This window comes from Kitasatospora sp. NPDC058444 (genome assembly GCF_042721415.1).
Taxonomy (GTDB): Bacteria; Actinomycetota; Actinomycetes; order Streptomycetales; family Streptomycetaceae; genus Kitasatospora.
Genome location: NZ_JBHXLL010000005.1, coordinates 1 through 24,800, shown reverse-complemented (window position 1 = coordinate 24,800; position 24,800 = coordinate 1). Strand labels below are relative to the sequence as shown.

Annotated in this window: 4 protein-coding genes; all 4 read left to right on the top strand. The window is 76.6% G+C overall.

Annotated features, from left to right (window positions below):
- Positions 1-142: 142 nt before the first annotated feature.
- The gene (locus tag ACFWP2_RS07960; RefSeq protein ID WP_380449403.1) at positions 143-1,381 is read left to right on the top strand and encodes a cytochrome P450; all 1,239 of its coding nucleotides are present in this window, start codon (positions 143-145) and stop codon (positions 1,379-1,381) included.
- 100 nt (positions 1,382-1,481) lie between these two features.
- Positions 1,482-2,513, top strand: coding sequence for an ATP-binding cassette domain-containing protein (locus ACFWP2_RS07955; protein WP_380449402.1), 1,032 nt, complete (start codon positions 1,482-1,484; stop codon positions 2,511-2,513).
- Complete coding sequence (locus tag ACFWP2_RS07950) at positions 2,513-3,352, top strand: ABC transporter permease (protein ID WP_380449401.1); 840 nt, start codon at positions 2,513-2,515, stop codon at positions 3,350-3,352. Before ACFWP2_RS07955 ends, ACFWP2_RS07950 begins: the two co-directional genes overlap by 1 nt.
- A gap of 340 nt (positions 3,353-3,692) precedes the next feature.
- The coding region (locus ACFWP2_RS07945) for a type I polyketide synthase (RefSeq protein WP_380449400.1) at positions 3,693-24,800 on the top strand (21,108 nt) is incomplete at its 3' end.

The window sequence follows — 24,800 nt, the reverse complement described above, 5'->3', positions numbered from 1 at the left end:
CCACCGGCCGTCCCGGCGCTCCGCGCGGACCCCCGGACCCCGGCCCCTATTTCGCCTCCCCGGGCCACGGATAGGGGTGTCGGCCCCTTCGCCGCCGTGCCACGCTCGGCCCCATCCGCGGAGGCTGAAGGGGCACAGGACGATGGAGTCGAGTGAGCGGCAACTCCGGGCGCAGATGCGCTTCTTCCACGACCTGGTGCGCAAGCTCGCCGCCCAGGGCGATCCCTACGCCAAGGTGCTGAGCGCGCCCGACAACCCCTACCCCGCGTACGAGGAGATCCGGGCGCGGGGCCGGATCTACCGCAGCCCGCTGGGCACCTGGGTCACCACCGATCACGAGCTCGCCAACCAGGTGCTGCGGGACAAGCGCTTCGGCGTGCGCAAGGCGGACGGCGAGAAGGTGCCGGAGTTCATGAACTTCGACAACTCCATGCTCGGCCTCGACCCGCCGCACCACACCCGGCTGCGCCGGATGACCATGCCCACGCTCAACCCGCGCATCGTCGAGCGCTGGCGCGGCCGGGCCGAGGAGATCTGCCACCGCCTGATCGACGACATCCTGGCCGAGGGCGACCGGTTCGACCTGATGACCGCCTTCGCCCACCACCTGCCGACCGCGGTGATCGGCGACCTGGTCGGCATCCCCGAGGAGGACCGGGAGCACTTCCACCACCTCAGCCGGGAGATCGTCCCGCTGCTGGACGGCGTGGTCACCTACGAGAAGGCGCGCAGCGTGGACGCCGCCATCGCCGGGATGACCGAGCTGTTCACCCGGATCGTCGAGCAGCGCCGGGTCGAGCCACGCGAGGACATGATCAGCCGGATGCTGCCGCTGGTCGACGAGGGCAGCCTCGGCATGGACGAACTGCTGCCGCTGTGCATGTTCCTGCCGCTGGCCGGCACCGAGACCACCGTCAACCTGATCGGCAACGGCATCCTGGCGCTGCTGCGCCACCCCGAGCAGTGGCGGATGGTGGCCGAGAACCCGGACCTGGCCCAGGGCGTGGTCAACGAGACGCTGCGCCACGACCCGCCGGTGCAGACCTACCGGCGGATCGCCCACGAGCCGGTCGAGCTGGGCGGGGTCGTCCTGCCCGTCGACGGCGAGCTGGCGATCGTGGCCGCCGGGGCCAACCGGGACCCGAACGTCTACCCCGACCCGGCCCGCTTCGACATCACCCGGACCAGCCGCAACGACACCCTGGCGTTCTCGGCCGGCATCCACTACTGCCTCGGCGCGCCGCTGGCCAGGTTCGAGGCCGAGGTGGCCTACCGGACCCTCATCTCCCGGATGCCCGGGCTGCGGCAGGCCGGGCCGGTGCGCCGGCGGGGCTCCTTCATCATTCGCGGCCTGCGGGAGTTCCCGCTGTCGGCGAGCTGACCCGGCGTCGGCGAACGGCTCCGCACCGCGGGTCGGCCGCGACCGGACCACGACCGTGTACGGCGCGACCCGCGCACACGGCACACCCAGTGGAGACATCATGGCGGAACCGATCGTCCTCGCCGAAGGACTGCACAAGCACTTCGGTGAGGTCCACGCCCTACGCGGGCTCGACCTCGCCGTCCCGGCCGGGACGGTCTGCGGGGTGCTCGGCCCCAACGGCGCCGGCAAGACCACCGCGGTGAACATCCTCTCGACCCTGATGGACCCGGACGCCGGGCACGCCCGGATCGCCGGGCTGGACGTGGTCCGCCAGGCCGACCGGGTGCGTTCGGTGATCGGCCTGACCGGACAGTACGCCGCGGTGGACGAGAAGCTGACCGGCCGCGGCAACCTGCGGATGTTCGGCCGCCTCCACCACCTGCCCCGTCGGCAGGTGATCCAGCGGGCCGACGAACTCCTGGAGCGCTTCGACCTGGTGGAGGCGGCCGACCGGCAGGTGCGCGGCTACTCCGGCGGCATGCGCCGCCGGCTCGACCTCGTCGCCAGCCTGATCGTGCGCCCCCAGGTGCTCTTCCTGGACGAGCCGACCACCGGCCTCGACCCGCGCAGCCGCGGCGAGATCTGGGACTGCGTGCGCGAGCTCGTCGCCGACGGCACCACCGTGCTGCTCACCACCCAGTACCTGGACGAGGCCGACCAACTGGCCGACGACATCGCGGTGGTGGACGGCGGCCGGGTGATCGCCGAGGGAACTCCCGACCGGCTCAAGTCGATGATCGGCGACCGCTTCGACGTGGTCGTCGAGGACCCGGGGCTGCTGTCGCAGGCCGCCGCCGTGCTGCACCGGCTGGCCGGGGCCGAGCCGACCGAGACCGGTGAGAACAGCCTGAGCGTGCCGTCCGCGGACGGCGGCGTGCGGGTCGCCGAGCTCGTCCGGGAGCTGGACCGGGCGGGGGTCGCGGTCGCCGACGTCAGCCTGCGCCGCCCCACCCTCGACGAGGTGTTCCTGCGCCTCACCGACCGCTCGGCCCCGGCCGACAACGACACCGACGCCTCGGCCGACACCGGAACCGACGGCGACGCCCCGGCCGGCGCCCGAGCCGACGACCGACTCAAGGACCATGCCTGATGACCGTCCAGAGCACCCCCGATGCCCGCCGGAACCCGGTGACCCGCCTGCGCTGGGCCCTGGCGGACGGTTTCGTCCTCGTCGGGCGCGAGTTCAGCCGGCTGCGCCAGGAGCCCGGCTCGCTGATCGCCGCCCTGATCTTCCCCGCCGTGATGGTGCTGCTCTTCGGCTACGTCTTCGGCAGCGCGATCCAGGTGCCGGGCGGCGGTGACTACCGCGCCTTCCTGATGCCGGGGCTGTTCGCCATGGTGACGGCCAGCTCGGTGGTGGCGGTGATCGAGCGGGTCGCCGGCGACGTCTCGCGCGGACTGATGAACCGGTTCCGCTCGATGCCGATGTCGCGGGTCGCCGTCCCCTTCGGGCACACCGCCTCCGACCTGGTCGGCGGCCTGCTCAGCATCGCCATCATGGCGGTGGCCGGTCTGCTCGTCGGCTGGCGCGCCTCCGACGGGCTGCTGAACGCCCTGGCCGGCTTCGGACTGCTGGTGCTGATGCGCTACGCGCTCAGCTGGGTCGGCTGCTTCTTCGGTCTGAAGGTGCCCAACGAGCAGATGGCCCAGCAGCTCACGCTGCTGGTGATGCCGGTGACCGTGCTGTCGAACGCCTTCGTCCCGACCGACGGGCTGCCCGGCTGGCTGCGGTTCATCGCCGAGTGGAACCCGCTCAGCGCCCTGACCGCCGCCTGCCGCGAGCTGTTCGGCAACCCGGGGACGGCGGCGGCCGGCTCGCACGCCTGGCCGGTGGACCACCCGGTGGCCGCGACGGTGCTGTGGTCGGTGGGACTGCTGGTGGTCTTCGTGCCGCTGTCGGTGCGTTCGTTCCAGCGCAAGAACCGCTGACCCGGCGCGGGCCCGTCCGGCGAGGATCCGCCGGACCGGCCCGAGGGCCCGGCGGGAATCCCCGGCGAGGAGCCGGGGTCCCGTCCGGAACCCCAGGACCGGCACCCCTAACTGTGGGGCCGGCCCGCGGGGACCGGCATCCGCCCTGCTTAGGGGTTGGTGCCGGTGGATCCGCTCCCTAAGCTCGCGGATGACTCGCCATCAGGGACGACGGGAATTCCCACCCGGCGGACCGCGGTGGCCCTTGCGAAACGCCAAATCCGCCAGGTCGACGTGGTGGGCGATTCCACCCGTGAATTTCGTACGGCTATTTCCGGCGCATTACGTGTTGAGGTGTCCCATGCCTGAGGTCCATGCCGATGACGCTGCCATCGCCGTCGTAGGAATCGCCTGCCGACTGCCGGGAGCCGAGAACCCGCGCGCCTTCTGGAAGCTGCTGTGCGACGGCGTGGACGCGACCGGGGAGTTCCCCGCCGACCGCGGCGAGCCGGCCGACCGGGACGTGCCCCGCCGCGGCGGCTTCCTCGACCGGATCGACGGGTTCGACCCGGGCTTCTTCGGCATCTCGCCGCGCGAGGCCACCGCCATGGACCCGCAGCAGCGGCTCATGCTGGAGCTGAGCTGGGAGGCGCTGGAGGACGCCCGGATCGTTCCGGACGCCCTGCGCGGCAGCCGCACCGGCGTCTTCGTCGGCGTGATGGCCTCCGACTACGCCACCCTCGCCCAGCGCGGCGGCACCGAGCGGATCGGCCCGCACTCGCTGGCCGGCCTGCAACGCGGCCTGATCGCCAACCGGGTCTCCTACGCCGTCGGCCTGCGCGGCCCCAGCATGACCGTCGACGCCGGACAGTCCTCCTCCCTGGTCGCGGTGCACGTCGCCGCCGACAGCCTGCGGCGCGGCGAGGCCACCCTCGCCCTGGCCGGCGGCGTGCACCTGATCGCGGCCCCGGAGAGCACCGTCAGCGCGGCCCGCTTCGGCGCGCTCTCCCCGGACGGCCGCTGCTACACCTTCGACGAGCGCGCCAACGGCTACGCCCGCGGCGAGGGCGGCGTGGTCGTCGCGCTCAAGACCGTCGCCCGGGCCGTCGCCGACGGCGACCGGATCTACGCCGTCATCCGCGGCAGCGCCGTCAACAACGACGGCGGCGGCGACAGTCTGACCACCCCCAGCCGCGACGCCCAGGCCGACGTGCTCGCCGCCGCCTACCGCCGCGCCGGGATCGCGCCCGACGCGGTGCGCTACGTCGAACTGCACGGCACCGGCACGCCCGTCGGCGACCCGGTCGAGGCGGCGGCCCTCGGCACCGTCCTCGGCGCCGGCCGCACCCCCGACACCGCGTTGCGGGTCGGCTCCGCCAAGACCAACATCGGCCACCTCGAAGGCGCCGCCGGCGCGGCCGGCCTGCTCAAGGCCGTCCTGTCGGTGGCCAACCGGCAGCTCCCGCCGAGCCTCAACTTCGAGCGCCCCAACCCGCGCATCCCGCTGGACGACCTCGGCCTGCGGGTGCAGACCGCCCTCGAACCCTGGCCCGAGGGCCCGCGGATCGCGGGCGTCAGCTCCTTCGGCATGGGCGGCACCAACTGCCACGTCGTGCTCACCGAGTGGCCCGGCCGGGCCGAGGAGCCGCGCGAGCGGACCGCCGCCGGCGCGCCGGTGCTCTGGCCGCTGTCCGGCCGCACCGACGACGCGCTGCGCGAGCAGGCCGCCCGGCTGCGCGCCCACCTGGAGGCCGCCCCCGCCGCCGACCCGGCCGACATCGGCCACTCCCTGGCCACCACCCGCGCCGCCTTCGGCCACCGGGCCGCCGTGCTCGGCCGCGGCCGGGACGAACTGCTGCGCCGCCTCGGCTCCCTGGCCGCCGGCGAGCCCGTGCGCGGGGTGGTCTCCGGCGAGACCGACGAGGGCCGCACGGCCTTCCTGTTCACCGGACAGGGCTCGCAGCGCGTCGGCATGGGCCGGGGCCTGTACGAGGCGTTCCCGGCGTTCGCCGAGGCCTTCGACGCGGTCTGCGCCGGACTCGACCCGCTGCTCGGGCGGTCGCTGAAGGACGTGGTGTTCGAGGGCGCCGAGGACCTGGACCGTACGGTCTGGACCCAGGCCGGGCTGTTCGCGGTCGAGGTGGCGACCTTCCGGCTACTCGAATCCTGGGGTGTGGCACCGGAGTTCCTGCTCGGGCACTCGATCGGCGAGATCGCCGCCGCGCACGTGGCCGGGGTGTTCTCGCTGGCGGACGCCTGCGCGCTGGTCGCGGCGCGCGGCCGGCTGATGCAGGCGCTGCCCGAGGGCGGCGCGATGCTCGCCGTGCAGGCCACCGAGGCCGAGGTGCGCGCGGAGATCGGCGGGCGCCTCGACGTCGCGGCGGTCAACGGCCCCACCGCGGTGGTGGTTTCGGGCCCGGCCGAGACGGTCGAGGAGTTCGCGGCCGGGTGGGCCGCGCAGGGCCGCAAGACCAGCCGGCTGACCGTCTCGCACGCCTTCCACTCGGCCCTGATGGAGCCGATGCTGGACGAATTCGCCGCCGTACTCGCCGAGTTGACCTTCAGTGAGCCGCGGATCCCGGTCGTCTCCGACCTGACCGGCGGGATCGCCGAGCCCGGACAGCTCACCACCCCCGACTACTGGGTCCGCCAGGTCCGCGAGGCCGTCCGCTTCGCCGACGGCGTCCAGGCCCTGCACCGCGAGGGCGTCACCCGCTTCCTCGAACTCGGCCCCGACGGCGTGCTCTGCGCGATGGCCCGGCAGGCCGGCGCCGAGGGCGCGCTCGTCCCGGCCCTGCGCAAGGACCGCGACGACGCGGAGACCCTGCTCGGCGCCGTCGCCCGGCTGCACACCGCCGGCGTGCCGCTGGACTGGGACGCCCTCTTCGCGGGCCACGACCCCCGACCGGTCGACCTGCCCACCTACGCCTTCCAGCGCCGCCGTTTCTGGCTGGACGCGCCCGCGGCCGTCGAGCCCGCTCCCGCCGCGCCGGCCCCGACCGGGACGGCGACCGAGGCCCCGGCCGAGCCCGCCGCCGAGCGCCGGGACGACCGGGCCCTGCTGCACCAGATCCGCGCCCAGGTCGCCACCGTCCTCGACTACGAGACCCCCGCGGACGTGGACGCCCGGCTCACCTTCCGCGACCTCGGCTTCGACTCGCTCACCGCCGTCGAACTGCGCGACCGCCTCGCCGTCGCCACCCGGCTGCGGCTGCCGGACTCCCTGATCTTCGACCACCCGACCCCGCTGCGACTGGCCGAGCACCTCTCCGGCCTGCTCTACGGCGAGCCCGCCGCCGTCGCCCCCGCGGCGCCCGCCCCCGGCGCCGTGAGCGACGAGCCGATCGCGATCGTCGCCATGAGCTGCCGCTACGCGGGCGGCATCGACACCCCCGAGGCCCTGTGGCAGGCCGTCCTCGACGGCCGCGACCTGGTCACCGGCTTCCCCGAGGACCGCGGCTGGGACATCGCCGGCGTCTACGCCGACGAGGGCCGCAACCCGACCGGCGCGCTCACCCCCGCCGGGGCGTTCCTCACCGACGCGACCCGCTTCGACGCGGCGTTCTTCGGCATCTCCCCGCGCGAGGCCCTCGCCATGGACCCGCAGCAGCGGCTCCTGCTGGAGGCCGCCTGGGAGGCCGTCGAGCGCCTCGGCGTCGACCCGGCCGCGCTGCGCGGCAGCCGCACCGGCGTGTTCGTCGGCGCCACCGCCCAGGACTACGGCCCCCGGCTGCACGAGGCCCCGGCCGACCTGGAAGGCCACCTGCTGACCGGCAACACCGCGAGTGTCGCCTCCGGCCGGATCGCCTACGTGCTGGGCCTGGAGGGCCCGGCGGTCACCGTGGACACGGCCTGCTCCTCCTCGCTGGTCGCCCTGCACCTGGCCTGCCAGTCGCTGCGCTCCGGCGAGACCACGATGGCCCTGGCCGGCGGCGCCACCGTGCTGGCGACGCCCGGCATGTTCATCGAGTTCAGCCGGCAGCAGGGCCTGTCGGCCGACGGCCGCTGCAAGGCCTTCGCCGACGGAGCCGACGGCACCGGCTGGGGCGAGGGCGTGGGCCTGCTGGCCCTGGAACGGCTCTCCGACGCCGAACGCCTCGGCCACCCGGTGCTCGCGGTGATCCGCGGCAGCGCCATCAACCAGGACGGCGCCTCCAACGGCCTCGCCGCGCCGAACGGCCCGTCCCAGGAGCGGGTGATCCGCCAGGCGCTGGCCGGCGCCGGACTCACCGCCGCCGACGTGGACGCCGTCGAGGCGCACGGCACCGGCACCGCCCTCGGCGACCCGATCGAGGCCGGGGCGCTGCTGGCCACCTACGGCCGCGACCGCGCCGCCGAGGACCCGCTGTGGCTCGGCTCGGTGAAGTCCAACATCGGGCACACCCAGGCCGCGGCCGGCGTCGCCGGGATCATCAAGATGGTGCAGGCGATGCGCCACGGCACGCTGCCGCGCACCCTGCACGCCGACACCCCCTCCAGCCGGGTCGACTGGAACGCCGGCGGCGTCCGGCTGCTGACCGAGGCCCGGGACTGGCCCGAGCGCGGGCGCCCGCGCCGGGCGGCGGTCTCCTCCTTCGGCATCAGCGGCACCAACGCCCACATGATCGTCGAGAGCGTCCCGCAGGCCGCCCCGGCGGCCCCGGCCGCCCCCGCGACCGGCCCGCTGCCCTTCCCGCTCTCCGCCCACGGCGAGGCCGCGCTGCGCGCCCAGGCCGCCCGGCTGGCCGAGGCCGTCCGGGCCGGCGCCGAGGACGCCGCCGGATCCGCCGCCGCGTCCCTCGCCGACCTCGGCCTGTCGCTGACCGCCCGGGCCGCCTTCGACCGGCGCGCCGTGGTGGTCGCCGCCGACCGCGAGTCCCTGCTGGCCGGACTGGACGCGCTGGCCCGGGAGCTGCCCGCCCCCCAGCTGACCACCGGCACGGCCGGCGCCCCCGACGGCCCCGTGTTCGTCTTCCCCGGCCAGGGCTCGCAGTGGGAGGGCATGGCCGCCGAGCTGTACGCCTCCTCCGAGGTCTTCCGCGCCGAACTCACCGCCTGTGCCGAGGCCCTCGCCCCGCACACCGACTGGTCCCTGATCGACGTGCTGCACGGCGCCCCCGGCGCCCCCACGCTGGAACGCGTCGACGTGGTGCAGCCCGCGCTCTTCGCCGTGATGGTGTCGCTGGCGAAGCTCTGGCGCCACTCCGGCGTCGTCCCCGCCGCCGTGATCGGCCACTCCCAGGGCGAGATCGCCGCCGCGCACGTCGCCGGCGGCCTCACCCTGGCCGACGCCGCCCGGATCGTCGCGCTGCGCAGCCGCTACCTGCGCGCCATCGCGGGCACCGGCGGCATGGCGTCGATCCCGCTGCCGACCGCCGAGGTCGAGGCGCGGATCGCCCGCTTCGACGGCCGGATCGTCGTCGCCGCGCACAACGGCCCGTCCGCCACCGTGGTCGCGGGGGAGGGGGAGGCCCTCGACGAGTTCGTCGCCCAGTGCCAGGCCCAGGACGTCCGGGCCCGCCGCGTCCCGGTCGACTACGCCTCGCACTCGCCGGCCGTCGACCCGCTGCGCGAGGAGCTGGCCGAGGCCCTCGCCGGGATCGAGCCGCGCGAAGGCCACACCGCCTTCTACTCCACCGTCACCGGCGGCCTGCTGCCGACCACCGAACTCGACACCGACTACTGGTTCCGCAACCTGCGCCAGGTGGTGCGCTTCGAGCCCACCGTGCGCGCGCTGCTCGCGGCCGGCCACCGCACCTTCGTCGAGTCCAGCCCGCACCCCGTGCTCACCGTCGGCGTCCAGGAGACGGTGGAGGCCGACGGCCGCGGCGGCGCCGCCCTCGGCACCCTGCGCCGCGACCAAGGCGGCTCCGAGCGGTTCCTCGGCGCGCTCGCCGAGGCGTACGTCGCCGGCCTCGCGATCGACTGGGCGGGCGCCTTCCCCGGCTCCGCCCGGCGGGTCCCGCTGCCCACCTACCCCTTCCAGCGCGAGCGGTACTGGCTGGCGCCCGGCGCCGGAACCACCGACGCCACGGGCCTCGGCCTCGACCCGGCCGGCCACCCGCTGGCCGGCGCCGCCGTCACCCTCGCGGGCGACGACACCCTCGTGCTCACCGGCCGGCTCGCCGCCGCCGACCAGCCCTGGCTCGCCGACCACGTGGTCGGCGGCGCGGTCGTGCTGCCCGGCTCCGCGCTCGTCGACCTCGCGCTGCACGCGGGGCTGCGCGCCGACCACCCGCACCTGGAGGAGCTCACCCTCCAGAACCCGCTGGTCCTCCCGGCCGACGGCGCCGTCCAGGTCCAGGTGGTGCTGCTGCCGCCGGACGAGGCGGGCCGCCGCCCGGTCACCGTCCACTCCCGCCCGCAGGCCGCCGCCGAGGACCGCCCCTGGACCTGGCACGCCACCGGCGCGCTGAGCGCCGCCGCGCCGGCCGCCCCCGCGGCGCACGGCGCCTGGCCGCCGGCCGGCGGCCAGGCGCTCGCCGTCCAGGACGCCTACCCCGGCCTGGCCGAGCGCGGCTACGCCTACGGCCCGGCCTTCCAGGGCCTGCGCGCCGCCTGGCGGCGCGGCGAGGAGCTGTTCGCCGAGGTCACCCTCCCGGACGCGCTCCCGACCGACGGCTTCGGCATCCACCCCGCGCTGCTGGACGCCGCGCTGCACGTGCTGCTGCTCGACGGCGACCCGTCGGCCACCCGGCTCGCCTTCTCCTTCTCCGGCGTCCGGCTGCACGCCTCCGGGGCCACCACCGTCCGGGTCCGCACCACTCCCGCCGGCTCCGAGGGCACCTACGCCGTCACGCTGAGCGACCCGGCGGGCGCCGCCGTGCTGGACGTCGACGCGCTCGTGCTGCGGGCCGTCGACCCCGAGCGGCCGGCCGCCGGGCGGAGCACCGCCGACCCGCTCCACCGGATCGACTGGATCGACTGGATCGACTGGACCGCCGCCGGGGCCGCCCGGCCCGCCGAGCCCGGCCGGACCGTCCTCGCGGACCCCGCCCAGGGCCTGCCGCCGCTCGACGGCGGCCCGGCACCCGTGGCCGTCCTCCTCCCGGTGTCCGGCGACCCGGACGCCCCCGCCGAGAGCGCGCACGCCCTCACCCGCGGCGTCCTCGCGCTGATCCAGGACTTCCTCGCCGACGACGCCCGGGCCGACTCCCGGCTCGTCCTGCTCACCCGGCGGGCGCTCGCCGCCGGCCCGGACGAGGACGTGCGCGACCTGGCCGCGGCCGCCGTCCTCGGCCTGGCCCGCAGCGCCCAGATCGAGCACCCCGGCCGCATCCTCATCCTCGACCAGGACAGCCCGGAGCAGGACAGCGCCGACCAGGACGGCGCCGGGCAGCCCGCCGAGGAGGTCCTGCACGAGGTCCTGCACCGGGCCCTCGCCGGCGACGAGCCGCAGCTCGCCCTGCGGGCCGGCCGACTGCTGGCGCCGCGGCTGGTCAAGGCCGGCCCCGCCCCGCTCGCCGGCGCCGAAGCCGCCCGCACCCCGTTCGACCCGGACGGCACCGTCCTGCTGACCGGCGGCACCGGCGCCATCGGCCGGCTGCTGGCCCGGCACCTGGTCGGCGCGCACGGGGTCCGCCACCTGCTGCTGGTCTCCCGCCGCGGCCTGCCCGCCGGGGAACTCGCGGAGCTGACCGCCGGGCTGGACGCCGAGGTCACCGCCGCCGCCTGCGACGCCGCCGACCCGGACGCCCTGGCCGCGGTCCTGGCCGCCGTCCCGGCCGCGCACCCGCTCACCGCCGTGGTGCACGCCGCCGGCGTGGTCGACGACGCCTCCGTGCAGCGACTGCGCCCCGAGCAGCTGGACGCGGTCCTGCGGCCCAAGGCCGACGCGGCCTGGAACCTGCACCGGCTCACCCGCGACCTCGACCTGAGCGCCTTCGTTCTCTTCTCCTCGCTGGCCAGCACCGTCGGCGCCGCCGGCCAGGCCAGCTACGGCGCCGGCAACGGCTTCCTCGACGCGCTGGCCCAGCACCGGCACGCCCTCGGGCTGCCCGCCCAGGCGCTGCTCTCCGGCCTCTGGGAGCACGGCGAGGGCATGGGCGGGCGGCTCGGCGCGGCCGACCGGGCGCGCCTGGTCCGCGGCGGGCTGGCCCCGATGACCGCCGAACAGGGCCTCGCGCTCTTCGACGCGGCCCTCGCCGACGGCCGCCCGCTGATCGCCCCGGCCCGGATCGCCGTCGCCGAGGCGGCCGGCGCCCCCGAGGCCGTCCCCGCGGTGCTGCGCGGCCTGATCCGCACCCCGCTGCGCCGGGCCTCGGCCGCGGCCGCCGCGAGCGGCCTCGCCGACCGGCTGGCCGTGCTGCCCGCCGCCGACCGCCGGCGCACCCTGCTGGACCTGGTCCGCTCCAGCGCCGCGACCGCGCTGGGCCACGCCGACCCGGCCGGGATCGCGGTGGACGGGGCCTTCAAGGCGCTCGGCTTCGACTCGCTGATCGCGGTGGAGTTCCGCAACCGGCTGAACGCCGCGGCGGGCCTGCGGCTGCCCACCACCGTCGCCTTCGACCACCCCACGCCGAACGCGCTGGCCGACCACCTGCTCGCCCTGCTGACCGACGGCACCGGCCCGGCGCCCACGGCGGCCAGGGCCGCGACCGCCGCCCCGAACGAGCCGATCGCCATCGTCGCGATGGGCTGCCGCTTCCCCGGCGGCATCGGCTCGCCCGAGGAGCTGTGGCAGGTCGTCGCCGAGCGCGGCGACATGATCTCCACCCTGCCCGTCAACCGCGGCTGGGACCTCGACCGGCTCTACCACGCGGACCCCGACGAGGCGGGCCGCTCGTACACCCGCCAGGGCGGCTTCCTGTACGACGCGGACCGCTTCGACGCCGCGTTCTTCGGCATCTCCCCGCGCGAGGCCGCCGCCGCCGACCCGCAGCAGCGGCTGCTGCTGGAGACGGCCTGGGAGGTCGTCGAGCGCGCCGGGATCGACCCGACCACGCTGAAGCACAGCGCCACCGGCGTGTTCACCGGTGTCGCCACCCAGGAGTACGGCCCGCGGATGGACCACGCCCTGGAGAACTACGAGGGGTACCGGGTCACCGGCAACGCGGGCAGCGTCGCCTCCGGCCGGGTGGCGTACGCGCTCGGGCTGGAGGGCCCGGCCGTCACCGTCGACACCGCCTGCTCCTCCTCCCTGGTCGCCCTGCACCTCGCTGTGCAGGCGCTGCGCGGCGGCGAGTGCGACCTCGCCCTGGCCGGCGGCGCCGCGGTGATGTCCACCCCGGGCCTGTTCATCGAGTTCAGCCGGCTGCGCGGACTGTCCGAGGACGGCCGCTGCCGGGCCTTCGGCGCGGGCGCGGACGGCTTCGGACTGGCCGAGGGCGTCGGCCTGGTCATGCTGGAGCGGCTCTCCGACGCCCGCCGCAACGGGCACCAGGTGCTCGCGGTCATCCGGGGCACCGCCATCAACCAGGACGGTGCGTCCAACGGTCTGACGGCGCCGAACGGTCCTTCGCAGGAGCGGGTGATCCGGCAGGCCCTGGCGAACGCCGGGCTGTCGGCCGCCGAGGTGGACGCGGTCGAGGCGCACGGCACCGGGACGAAGCTGGGCGACCCGATCGAGGCCCACGCGCTGCTGGCCACCTACGGCCAGGAGCGGGCCGGCGAGCCGCTCTGGCTGGGCTCGGTGAAGTCGAACATCGGGCACACCCAGGCCGCGGCCGGTGTGGCCGGTGTGATCAAGATGGTGCTGGCGATGCGGCACGGCGTGCTGCCCGCGACCCTGCACGCGGACGAGCCGTCCCCGCACGTGGACTGGGCGACGGGCGAGGTGGAGCTGCTGGCCGAGGCCCGACCCTGGCCCGAGGGCGGGCGTCCGCGCCGCGCGGGCGTCTCCTCGTTCGGCATGAGCGGCACCAACGCCCACCTGATCCTGGAGGCCGCGCCGGCTGCGGCAGCGCTCCCGGCGGCTGTGGCCGTGGACGGGCCGGTGCCGTGGCTGCTGTCGGGTCGGACGCCGGCGGCGCTGGTGGCGCAGGCGGAGCGGTTGCGGGAGTTCGTGGCCGGGCGGCCCGAGGTGGCGGTGGCGGACGTGGCGTCTGCCCTGCTGTCCCGGGCGGGTCTGGAGCAGCGGGCCGTGGTGCTGGGCGGTGACCGGTCCGGGCTGTTGGACGGGCTGTCGGTGCTCGGTGGCGAGGGTGTGGTCCGGGGCCGGGTGGTTCCGGGTGACGTGGTGTTCGTGTTCCCGGGTCAGGGCTCGCAGTGGGTCGGTATGGCGTGGGAGCTGGCGCAGGCTTCGCCGGTGTTCGCCGGGCGGTTGGCGCAGTGTGAGGCGGCGCTGGCGCCGTTCGTGGACTGGTCGCTGACCGAAGTGCTGCGTGAGGGTGCGGAGTTGGACCGGGTGGACGTGGTCCAGCCGGTGCTGTGGGCGGTGATGGTGTCGCTGGCGGAGGTGTGGCGGGCGCACGGTGTCCAGCCCTCGGCGGTGGTCGGGCATTCGCAGGGTGAGATCGCGGCGGCGGTGGTCGCGGGTGCGCTGTCCGTGGCGGACGGCGCCCGGGTGGTGGCGCTGCGCAGCCGGGCGATCACCGAACTCGCCGGTGGCGGCGGGATGGTGTCGGTGGCGGCGGGCAGTGCGGTGGTCGAGGAGCTGATCGGCTCCTTCGACGGCCGGGTGTCGGTGGCGGCCTACAACGGCCCGTCCTCGACGGTGGTTTCCGGTGAGCCGGGCGCGCTGGACGAGCTGATGGCGCTGTGTGAGGCGCGAGAGGTGCGGGCCCGCCGGATTCCGGTGGACTACGCCTCGCACTCGGCGCAGGTGGACCGCCTGCGTGAGCGCATCCTGGAGGAACTGGCCGGCATCAGCCCCGCCACCTCCACCGTCCCGCTCTACTCCACGCTGACCGGCACCCCGATCGACACCGCCCGGATGGACGCCGGGTACTGGTTCGACAACCTGCGCTCCCCGGTGCGCTTCGAGGAAGCCACCCGCGCCCTGCTGGGCAGCGGCCGGTCGGTGTTCGTCGAGTGCAGCCCGCACCCGGTGCTGACCGTCGGCGTCCAGGAGACCGCCGACGCCGCCGCGACCGAGGCGGCCGTCCTCGGCACGCTGCGGCGCGGCCAGGGCGGCCCCGAGCAGCTGCTCGCGGCGCTCGCCGAGGCCTGGACCGCAGGTGTGGCCGTCGACTTCGCCTCGCTACTGCCCGCCGCCGGACACGTCGAGCTGCCCACCTACGCCTTCCAGCGCGAGCACTACTGGCTGGAGCAGGCCGCCGCGCCGACCGCCGGGGCCGACCCGGCCGAGGCCCGGTTCTGGGACGCCGTCGAGCGCGAGGACCTCGCCGAACTGTCCGAGGCACTGCGGCTGGACGACACCCCGGAGCTGCTCGGTTCGGTGCTGCCCGCGCTGGCCGACTGGCGGCGCCGCCGCCGGGACCGCTCGACGCTGGACTCCTGGCGCTACCGGATCGGCTGGAAGCCGGTGGACGGCCCGAACGGCGCCGTCCCCCTGTCCGGCACCTGGCTGGTGGTGGCCGCCGAGGAGGCCGTCGCCGAGGAGGTCGTCGCGGCGATCCGCACCGCCGGTGCGCAGACCGTGACCCTGGCCGTCTCCGACCCGGCCGTCGGCCGTACGGCGCTGGCCGAGGCGCTCCGCGCCGCGCGTTCGGCGTCCGAGCCGTTCACCGGCGTGGTCTCGCTGGCCGGCCTGGCCGAGGAGCCGCTGCCCGGCACCGCGCTGCCCGCCGGGCTCGCCCTCTCGCTGACCCTGGTCCAGGCGCTCGGTGACGCCGGGATCACCGCCCCGCTGTGGACCCTGACCAGGGGTGCTGTCTCCACCGGCCGCGCCGACCGGCTGACGAACCCGGTGCAGGCCCAACTCTGGGGCTTCGGCCGGTCGCTGGCGCTGGAGCACCCGGACCGCACCGGCGGCCTGATCGACCTGCCGCCGGTGCTCGACGAGCGCGCCGGGCGGCGCCTCGCGGCCGTCCTCTCCGGCACCACCGGTGAGGACCAGACCGCCGTGCGCTCCTCCGGGACCTTCGCGGCCCGGCTGCTGCGCGCCCCCGAGCCGGCGCCCGCCGGCGAGGGCCGGCGGCTTTCCGGCACCGTCCTGGTCGCCGGGGCCGACGGCGCCCTCGGCCGCCAGGCCGCCCGCTGGGCGGCCGGCCGCGGCGCGGCGCACCTGCTGCTGGTCGCCGCCGTGCCGTCCGACGGCACCGCCGAAGCCGCCGAGACCACTGAACTCGCCGAACTTACCGAACTCGCCGACTTGGCCGCCGAGTTGACCGAGGCCGGCACCCCGGCCACCGTCGTCGCCCGCGACCTCGGGGACGGCGACGCGCTCGCCGCGCTGCTGGCCGAGCACCCCGTCGCGGGCGTGGTCTTCACCGCCGAGGTCGGCCCGACCGAGGCCCTGGAACTGACCGGCCCGGCCGAGTTCGCGGCCGTCCTCGCCGCCAAGACCGCCGGCGCGGCCCACCTGCACGCCGCCCTCGCGGACGTGCCGCTGGACGCCTTCGTGCTGTTCTCCTCGATCGCCGGGGTCTGGGGCAGCGGCGGCCAGGCCGCCTACGCGGCCGGCAACAGCTACCTGGACGCCCTGGCCGAGCACCGTCGCTCGCTGGGCCTGCCCGCCACCGCCGTCGCCTGGGGCCCGTGGGCCGGCGGCCCGGACGGCCGCGGCGCGGACTTCCTGAGCCGCCGCGGCATCCCGGCCATGGACCCGCGGCTGGCCCTGGCCGCGCTGGACCAGGCCGTCGACCGGGACGAGACCGCGGTCGTCGTCGCCGACGTCGACTGGCCGGTCTTCACCGCCTCCTTCACCTCCGTCCGGCCCAGCCCGCTGCTCGCCGACCTGCCCGGCCCGCGCACCGCCGCGGCCGGGACCGGCACCACCGACGACGGGACCGCCTTCAGCGGCCGGATCGCCGCACTGTCCGCCGCCGAGCGCGAGCGGGAGACCCTGGCCGTGGTCCGCGCCGAGGTCGCCGCGGTGCTCGGGCACGCCGACCCGAGCGGCCTGGAGACCGGCCGGACCTTCAAGGACCTCGGCTTCGACTCGCTGACCGCCGTCGAACTGGGCAAGCGCCTGGCGGCCGGCACCGGCCGCTCGGTCCCCGCCACCGCCGTGTTCGACCACCCGACCATCGGCGAGATGACCCGCTACCTGGTCGGCGGGCTCGACTCCGGCCCGGCCGCGGCGGTCACCGCCGCCACCGACGAGCCGATCGCGATCATCGGCATGGCCTGCCGCTTCCCCGGCGGCGTCGAGGGCCCCGAGGACCTCTGGCGGCTGGTCGCGGCCGGCGGGGACGCCATCGGCGACTTCCCGGCCGACCGGGGCTGGGACGTCGAGGGCCTCTACGACCCCGACCCCGACCGGCAGGGCCACACCTACGTCCGCTCCGGCGGCTTCCTCACCGGTGCGGGCGACTTCGACGCCGGCCTGTTCGGGATCTCCCCGCGCGAGGCGGTGGCGATGGACCCCCAGCAGCGGCTGCTGCTGGAGGCCGCCTGGGAGGCCTTCGAGGACGCCGGAATCGACGCGAGCACCGTGCGCGGCAGCCAGGGCGGCGTCTTCGTCGGCATGACCTCCTCCGGCTACGGGCAGGGCGCGGCGCTGCCGGACGGCGTCGAGGGCCATGTGCTGACGGGCACCACGACCAGCGTCGCCTCCGGCCGGCTCGCGTACACCTTCGGCCTGGAGGGCCCCGCCATCACGGTGGACACGGCCTGCTCCTCCTCCCTGGTCGCCCTGCACATGGCGGCCGGGGCGCTGCGCTCCGGCGAGTGCGGCATCGCCCTCGCGGGCGGCGTGACGGTGATGGTGTCCCCCGACTCCTTCGTCGAGTTCAGCCGGCAGCGCGGCCTCGCCGTCGACGGCCGCTGCAAGCCGTTCTCGGCGGCGGCGGACGGCACCAGCTGGTCCGAGGGCGTGGGCATGCTCCTGGTCGAGCGGCTGTCCGACGCCCGCCGCAACGGGCACCGGGTCCTGGCCGTGCTGCGCGGCAGCGCCGTCAACCAGGACGGCGCCTCCAACGGCCTGACCGCCCCGAACGGCCCGGCCCAGCAGCGGGTGATCCGGCAGGCGCTGGCGAACGCCGGGCTGTCGGCCGCCGAGGTGGACGCCGTCGAGGCGCACGGCACCGGGACGAAGCTGGGCGACCCGATCGAGGCCCAGGCGCTGCTGGCCACCTACGGCCAGGACCGCCCGGCCGACCGGCCGCTGTGGCTCGGCTCGGTGAAGTCGAACATCGGGCACACCCAGGCCGCCGCCGGCGTCGCCGGAGTGATCAAGACGGTCATGGCGATGCGCCACGGCGAGCTGCCCGGCCTGCTCCACCTGGACGCGCCCTCGCCGCACGTGGACTGGTCGGCCGGCGCGGTCGAGCCGCTGGCCGCCGCGCGGCCCTGGCCCGAGAACGGCCGGGCGCTGCGGGCCGGCGTGTCCTCCTTCGGCGTCAGCGGCACCAACGCCCACGTCATCCTGGAGAGCGCCCCGGCCGAGGAGCCGGAGGTCCGGCCCGCCGCGGCGCCCGCCGCACCCGCCGCCGAGGCCCCGCTGCCCTGGCTGCTCTCCGCCGCCGACCCGACGGCGCTCGCGGCCCAGGCCGAGCGGCTGCGGGCCTTCGCCGGAGCCGGCACGGGAGCGGACACCGACCCGGCCGACGTCGCGCTGTCGCTGGCCACCGGCCGCACCGGCCTGGCCCACCGCGCCGTCGTCCTGGCCGCCGACCACCCCGGCCTGCTGGCCGGCCTCGGCGCGCTGGCCACCGGCGCCGAGGCGCCCGGCGTGCTGCGCGGCGAGACGGCCGACGGCCGCTCGGCGTTCCTGTTCTCCGGACAGGGCTCCCAGCGCCCCGGCATGGGCCGCGCCCTCTACGCCGCCTTCCCGGTGTTCGCCGACGCCCTGGACGCCGTCTGCGCCCGGCTCGACACCGCACTGGACCACCCGCTGCGCGAGGTGATGTTCGCCGAGGCGGGCAGCCCCGAGGCGGCCCTGCTGGACCGGACCGTCCACACCCAGGCCGCGCTGTTCGCCTTCGAGGTGGCGCTGTTCCGGCTGCTGGAGTCCTGGGGCGTGCGCCCGGACTTCCTGCTCGGCCACTCCATCGGCGAGATCGCCGCCGCCCACGCCGCGGGCGTCCTCTCGCTCGACGACGCCTGCGCCCTGGTCGCCGCGCGCGGCCGGCTCATGCAGGCGCTGCCCGAGGGCGGCGCGATGCTGGCCGTCGCCATCGACGAGGCCGAGGCCGCCGAGGCGCTCGCCGCCCACGGCGCGCTCGTCGACGTCGCCGCCGTCAACGGCCCGCAGGCGATCGTGGTCTCCGGACCGCGGGTCGCGATCGCCGACCTGGCCGAGCACTGGCGCGCCGAGGGCCGCCGCACCAGTCGGCTGCGGGTCTCGCACGCCTTCCACTCGGCGCTGATGGAGCCGATGCTCGCCGAGTTCCGGGCCGTCGCCGAGGGCCTGGCCTACCACCCGCCGCGCCTGCCCGTGGTGTCCAACCTGAGCGGCACCGCCGTCGGCGCCGAGGAGATCTGCGACCCCGAGTACTGGGTGCGGCACGTCCGCCGGGCCGTCCGGTTCGCCGACGGCGTGCGCTGGCTCGCCGCCCAGGGCACGACCCGCTTCCTGGAGCTCGGCCCGGAGGCCGTGCTCACCGCCATGGCGCGCCTCACCCTGGACGCCGTCGGGCGCGACGACGCCGTGCTGGTGCCCGCCTCCCGGGCCGAGCGGCCCGAGGCCGAGACCCTGCTGGGCGCCGTCGCCGCCGCCTGGACCCGGGGCGCCGCGGTGGACTGGTCCGCCGTGCTCGCCGACCGCGGCGGCCGGCGGATCACCCTGCCCCCGTACGCCTTCCGGCGTCAGCGCTACTGGCTGCGCCCCGGCCGCTCCGGCGCCGACGTGACCACCGCCGGCCTGCTGCGCACCGAGCACCCGCTGCTCACCGCCGCCGTGCCGCTCGCGGACGGCGAGGGCGCGCTGCTCACCGGCCGGCTGTCGCTGGCCGCCCAGCCCTGGCTGGCCGACCACGCCGTGCGCGGCACCGCGATCCTGCCCGGCACCGGCTTCGTGGAACTGGCGCTGCGGGCCGGCCGGGAGGTCGGCCGCACCGAGCTGCGCGAGCTGATGGTCGAGGCCCCGCTGGCCGTCCCCGCCACCGGCGGCGTGCGCGTCCAGGTGCGGGTCGGCGACCCGGACCAGGCCGGCGACCGCCCGGTGTCCGTCCACGCCCAGCCCGACGGCGCGGCCGGCTGGACCCGGCACGCCTCCGGCTCCCTGGCCGCCGGGACGGAGGCCGAACCGTACGACCTCTCCGCCTGGCCGCCGGCCGGCGCCGAGCCGGTGGACCTGGACGGCTACTACGACCGGCTGACCGAGGCCGGCTACGGCTACGGCCCGGCCTTCCGCGGACTGCGCGCGGCCTGGCGGGCCGAGGGCGCCGTCTACGCGGAGATCGCCCTTCCCGCGACCGCCGCCGAGGAGGCCGGCGGGTACGGCGTCCACCCGGCGCTGCTCGACGCGGCCATGCACGCCACCACCGTCGGCGGGTTCCTCGACGACGCGGGCGCGACGCCGCTGCCGTTCGTCTGGTCCGGGGTGTCCCTGCACGCCACCGGCGCCTCCGTGGCCCGGGTCCGGCTCGCCCCGGCGGGCCGGGACGCGATCTCGATCCGCGTCGCCGACGCCACCGGCGCCCCCGTCGCCGACGTCCGCTCGCTGACCCTGCGGCCGGCGCCCACCGAGCAGGCGGCGGACGGCCGCCGCGCGGAGGCCGGCGACGCGCTGTTCGCGGTCGAGTGGACGGCGCTGCCGGCCGGCACCGCCGCCGAGGAGTGCCCGGTCGCCGAGCTGGCCGAGGTCGAGGCCGGCCGGGCCTCCGCCGCCCTGGTGCTGCACCGGGTCGAGGCGGCCGACGGCGACGCCGCCGACCGCGCCCGCACCGCCACCGGCGGGGCACTGGACGCCGCCCAGCGCTGGCTGGCCGGAGACCGGGAGGAGTCCGCCCGCCTGGCGGTCGTCACCCGTGGCGCCGCCGCCGTGCAACCGGGCGAGGAGCCCACCGACCTCGCGGGCGCCGCGGTGTGGGGCCTGCTGCGCTCGGCCCAGTCCGAGCACCCGGACCGCTTCGTGCTGCTCGACGACGACGGCTCCGCCGACTGGGCGCGGGTGCGCCGGGCGGTGGAGCTGGGGGAGAACCAGCTCGCCGCGCGCGGCGGCGCCCTGTACGCGCCCCGCCTGGTGCGGGTGCCCGCCTCCGTCGCGCTGACCGTCCCCGAGGACGCCGCCGCCTGGGTCCTCGAACCCACCGAGCCCGGCATCCTGACCAGCCTGCGGCTGCTGCCCACCGACACCGCCGAGCGGCCGCTGGGCGCCGGCGAGGTGCGGGTCGGCGTCCGCGCGGCCGGGGTGAACTTCCGTGACGTGCTGCTCGCGCTCGGCATGTACCCCGAGCGCGCCGAACTCGGCTCCGAGGGCGCCGGCGTCGTCCTGGAGGTCGGCGCCGAGGTCACCGACCTCGTCCCCGGCGACCGGGTCTTCGGCCTGTTCCCCGGCGGCTTCGGCCCCGCCGCCGTCGCCGACCGGCGCCGGCTCGCCCGGATCCCGTCGGGCTGGTCCTTCGCCGAGGCCGCCTCGATGCCGGTGGCCTTCGTGACGGCCTACTACGGTCTGGTGGATGTGGCCGGTGCCCGGCCGGGTGAGTCGGTGCTGGTGCACGCGGCGGCCGGTGGTGTCGGCATGGCCGCCGTCCAGGTCGCCCGTCATCTGGGCCTGGAGGTGTTCGGCACCGCCGGCCCCGGCAAGTGGGGGGTGCTGCGGTCGGCCGGACTGGACGACGCGCACCTGGCCTCCTCCCGTGACCTCGGCTTCGAGGAGTCCTTCCGTACGGCCACCGGTGGGCGCGGGGTGGACATCGTGCTGAACTCGCTGGCCGGCGAGTTCGTGGACGCCTCGCTGCGGCTGCTCGCCGAGGGCGGGCGCTTCGCCGACATGGGCAAGGCCGACCCGCGCGACCCCGAGCGGGTCGCCGCCGACCACGCGGGCGCGCGCTACCGCGCCTTCGACCCCTCCGAAGCCGGCCCCCGGCGGATGGGCGAGATCCTCACCGAGGTCCTCTCGCTGTTCGAGTCGGGTGCGCTGCGGCTGCTGCCGATCACCGCCTGGGACGTCCGTGAGGCGCCCGCCGTGTTCCGGCACATCAGCCAGGCCAAGCACGTCGGCAAGAACGTGGTGACGGTGCCGGTGCCGCTCGATCCCGAGGGCACCGTGCTGATCACCGGCGGCACCGGCACCCTGGGCGGGCTGCTGGCCCGCCACCTGGTGGCCGAGCGCGGTGTGCGGCACCTGCTGCTGCTCAGCCGGCGCGGCGCCGACAGCCCGGGCGCGGCCGAACTGGTCGCCGAGCTGGGCGACTTGGGTGCCGAGGCGACGGTCGCGGCCTGCGACGCCGCCGACCGCGAGGCGCTGGCCGCGGTGCTCGCCGCGATCCCCGCCGAGCACCCGCTCACCGGCGTCGTCCACACCGCCGGTGTGGTCGACGACGGCGTGGTCACCGCCCTCACCGCCGGGCAGCTCGCCACCGTGCTGCGCCCCAAGGCGGACGCGGCGCTGAACCTGCACGAGCTGACCGCCGACCGCGACCTCGCGATGTTCGTGCTGTTCTCCTCCGTCGCCGCGGTGCTCGGCCCGCCCGGACAGGGCAACTACGCGGCGGCGAACGGCTTCCTGGACGCGCTGGCCGCGCACCGCCGGGCCCGCGGCCTGGCCGGCGCCTCGCTGGCCTGGGGCCTGTGGGCGGAGTCCAGCGGCATCACCGGTCACCTGACCGGCGCCGACCTGGCGCGGGCGGCCCGGGTCGGCGCCCCGCTGACCACCGCGCAGGGCATGGCCCTGTTCGACGTCGCCGGGACGGTGCCGCGCGCCCACCTGGTCACCTCCAACCTCGACGTCGCCGCGCTGCGCGGCGACCCGGCCGGGCCGCCGCCGATCCTGCGCTCGCTGGTCGGCGCCGCCCTGCGCCGGGCCAGCGACGCCCCGACCGCCGCCGGCCTCACCCAGCGGCTCGCCGCCGTCCAGCCGGACGGCCGGCTCCCGCTGCTCGTCGACCTGGTCCGCGAGCAGACCGCCCTGGTGCTCGGCCACGCCTCCCCGGACGCCGTCGCGGCCGGCCGCGCCTTCAAGGAGGCCGGCTTCGACTCGCTGACCTCGGTGGAACTGCGCAACCGGATGCAGGCCGCCACCGGCCTGCGGCTTCCCGCCACCCTGGTGTTCGACCACCCGAGCCCGGCCGCGCTCGCCGAGTACCTGCTCGGCGAACTGCTCGGCGGCCGGGACGTCCCGGTGCGCGCCCAGGCCGCCGTGGCGGCCACCGACCAGGACCCGATCGTCATCGTCGGGATGAGCTGCCGCCTGCCGGGCGGCGCCGACAGCCCCGACCGCCTCTGGGACCTGCTCGCCGACGGCGGCGACGGGATGACCGGCTTCCCCGCCGACCGCGGCTGGGAAGCCGAGACCGCGGACGCGCCGTACGCGCTCACCGGCGGCTTCCTCGCCGACGCCACCGAGTTCGACGCGGCCCTGTTCGGCATCTCCCCGCGCGAGGCGCTGGCGATGGACCCGCAGCAGCGGCTCTCGCTGGAGGCCGCCTGGGAGGCCCTCGAGGCCGCGGGCATCGACCCGACCTCGGTGCGTGGCGCCCAGGTGGGCGTCTTCCTCGGCGCCGGAACCTCCTACTACGGCATCGGCACCGACCTCTCCACCACCGCCGAGGGGCACGTCCTCGCCGGCACCTCGAACAGCGTGATCTCCGGCCGGGTCTCGTACACCTTCGGCCTGGAGGGCCCCGCCATCACGGTGGACACCGCCTGCTCCTCCTCGCTGGTCGCCCTCCACCTGGCGGCGCAGGCGCTGCGCGGCGGCGAGTGCGAGATGGCCCTGGCCGGCGGTGTCACGGTGCTGGCCGGCCCGGAGATCTTCGCCGAGTTCAGCCGGCAGGGCGGCGTCGCCGCGGACGGCCGCTGCAAGCCCTTCTCGGCGGAGGCGGACGGCACCGGCTGGTCCGAGGGCGTCGGCATGCTGGTGCTGGAGCGGCTCTCCGACGCCCGCCGCAACGGGCACCGGGTGCTCGCGGTGGTGCGCGGCAGCGCGCTCAACCAGGACGGTGCGTCCAACGGCCTCACCGCGCCCAACGGTCCCTCGCAGGAGCGGGTGATCCGGCAGGCTTTGGCGAACGCCGGACTGACCACCGCCGACGTGGACGCCGTCGAGGCGCACGGCACCGGCACCCGGCTCGGCGACCCGATCGAGGCCCAGGCGCTGCTGGCCACCTACGGCCAGGACCGGCCCGAGGACCGGCCGCTCTGGCTCGGCTCGGTCAAGTCCAACATCGGCCACACCCAGGCCGCCGCCGGCGTCGCCGGCGTGATCAAGATGGTGCAGGCGCTGCGGCACGGGAGGCTCCCGGCCACCCTGCACGTCGCCGAGCCCAGCGGGCACGTGGACTGGTCGGCGGGCGCCGTCGAGCTGCTGGCCGAGGCCCGGCCGTGGCCCGCCGCGGACCGGCCGCGCCGGGCCGGCGTCTCCTCCTTCGGCATGAGCGGCACCAACGCCCACGTCATCCTGGAAGCCGCCCCGGTCGTCACCGAGGCGGCGGCCCTGCCCGAGCCCGGCGCCGGGGTGCTCCCGTGGTTCCTCTCGGCCCGCACCGGGGCCGGACTGGCGGCGCAGGCCGCGCGACTGGGCGCCTTCGCCGCCGAGCACGCCGAGCTGACCGCGCCGGAGATCGGCCGGGCGCTGCTCTCCCGGGCCGGCCTGGAACACCGCGCCGTGGTGCTCGGCACCGACCGCACCGCCCTGCTGGACGGCCTGGCGGCACTCGCCGACGGGACGGCCAGGGCCGGGGTGGTCACGGGCCTCGCCGAGGAGCGCGACAGCCGCTCGGTGGCCTTCGTCTTCCCCGGCCAGGGCTCCCAGTGGGTCGGCATGGCGCGCGAACTCGCCGACTGGTCGCCGGAGTTCGCCGCGCGGCTGGCCGAGTGCGAGGCGGGGCTGGCGCCGTTCACGGACTGGTCGCTGGCCGAAGTGCTGCGTGAGGGTGCGGAGTTGGACCGGGTGGACGTGGTCCAGCCGGTGCTGTGGGCGGTGATGGTGTCGCTGGCGGAGGTGTGGCGGGCGCACGGTGTCCAGCCCTCGGCGGTGGTCGGGCACTCGCAGGGTGAGATCGCCGCGGCGGTGGTCGCGGGTGCGCTGTCCGTGGAGGACGGGGCCCGGGTGGTGGCCCTGCGCAGCCGGGCGCTGATCGAACTCGCCGGTGGCGGCGGGATGGTGTCGGTGGCCGCCGGGAGTGCGGTGGTCGAGGAGCTGATCGGCTCCTTCGGCGGCCGGGTGTCGGTGGCGGCGTTCAACGGGCCTTCGTCCACGGTGGTTTCCGGTGAGCCGGGTGCGCTGGACGAGCTGATGGCGCTGTGTGAGGCGAGCGGGGTGCGGGCCCGGCGGATTCCGGTGGACTACGCCTCGCACTCGGTCCAGGTGGAGCGGGTG

Excerpts from the sequence above, each read along its gene's own strand:
- ACFWP2_RS07960 (WP_380449403.1), top strand. The coding sequence starts at position 143 with ATGGAGTCGAGTGAGCGGCAACTCCGGGCGCAGATGCGCTTCTTCCAC.
- ACFWP2_RS07955 (WP_380449402.1), top strand. The coding sequence starts at position 1,482 with ATGGCGGAACCGATCGTCCTCGCCGAAGGACTGCACAAGCACTTCGGT.
- ACFWP2_RS07950 (WP_380449401.1), top strand. The coding sequence starts at position 2,513 with ATGACCGTCCAGAGCACCCCCGATGCCCGCCGGAACCCGGTGACCCGC.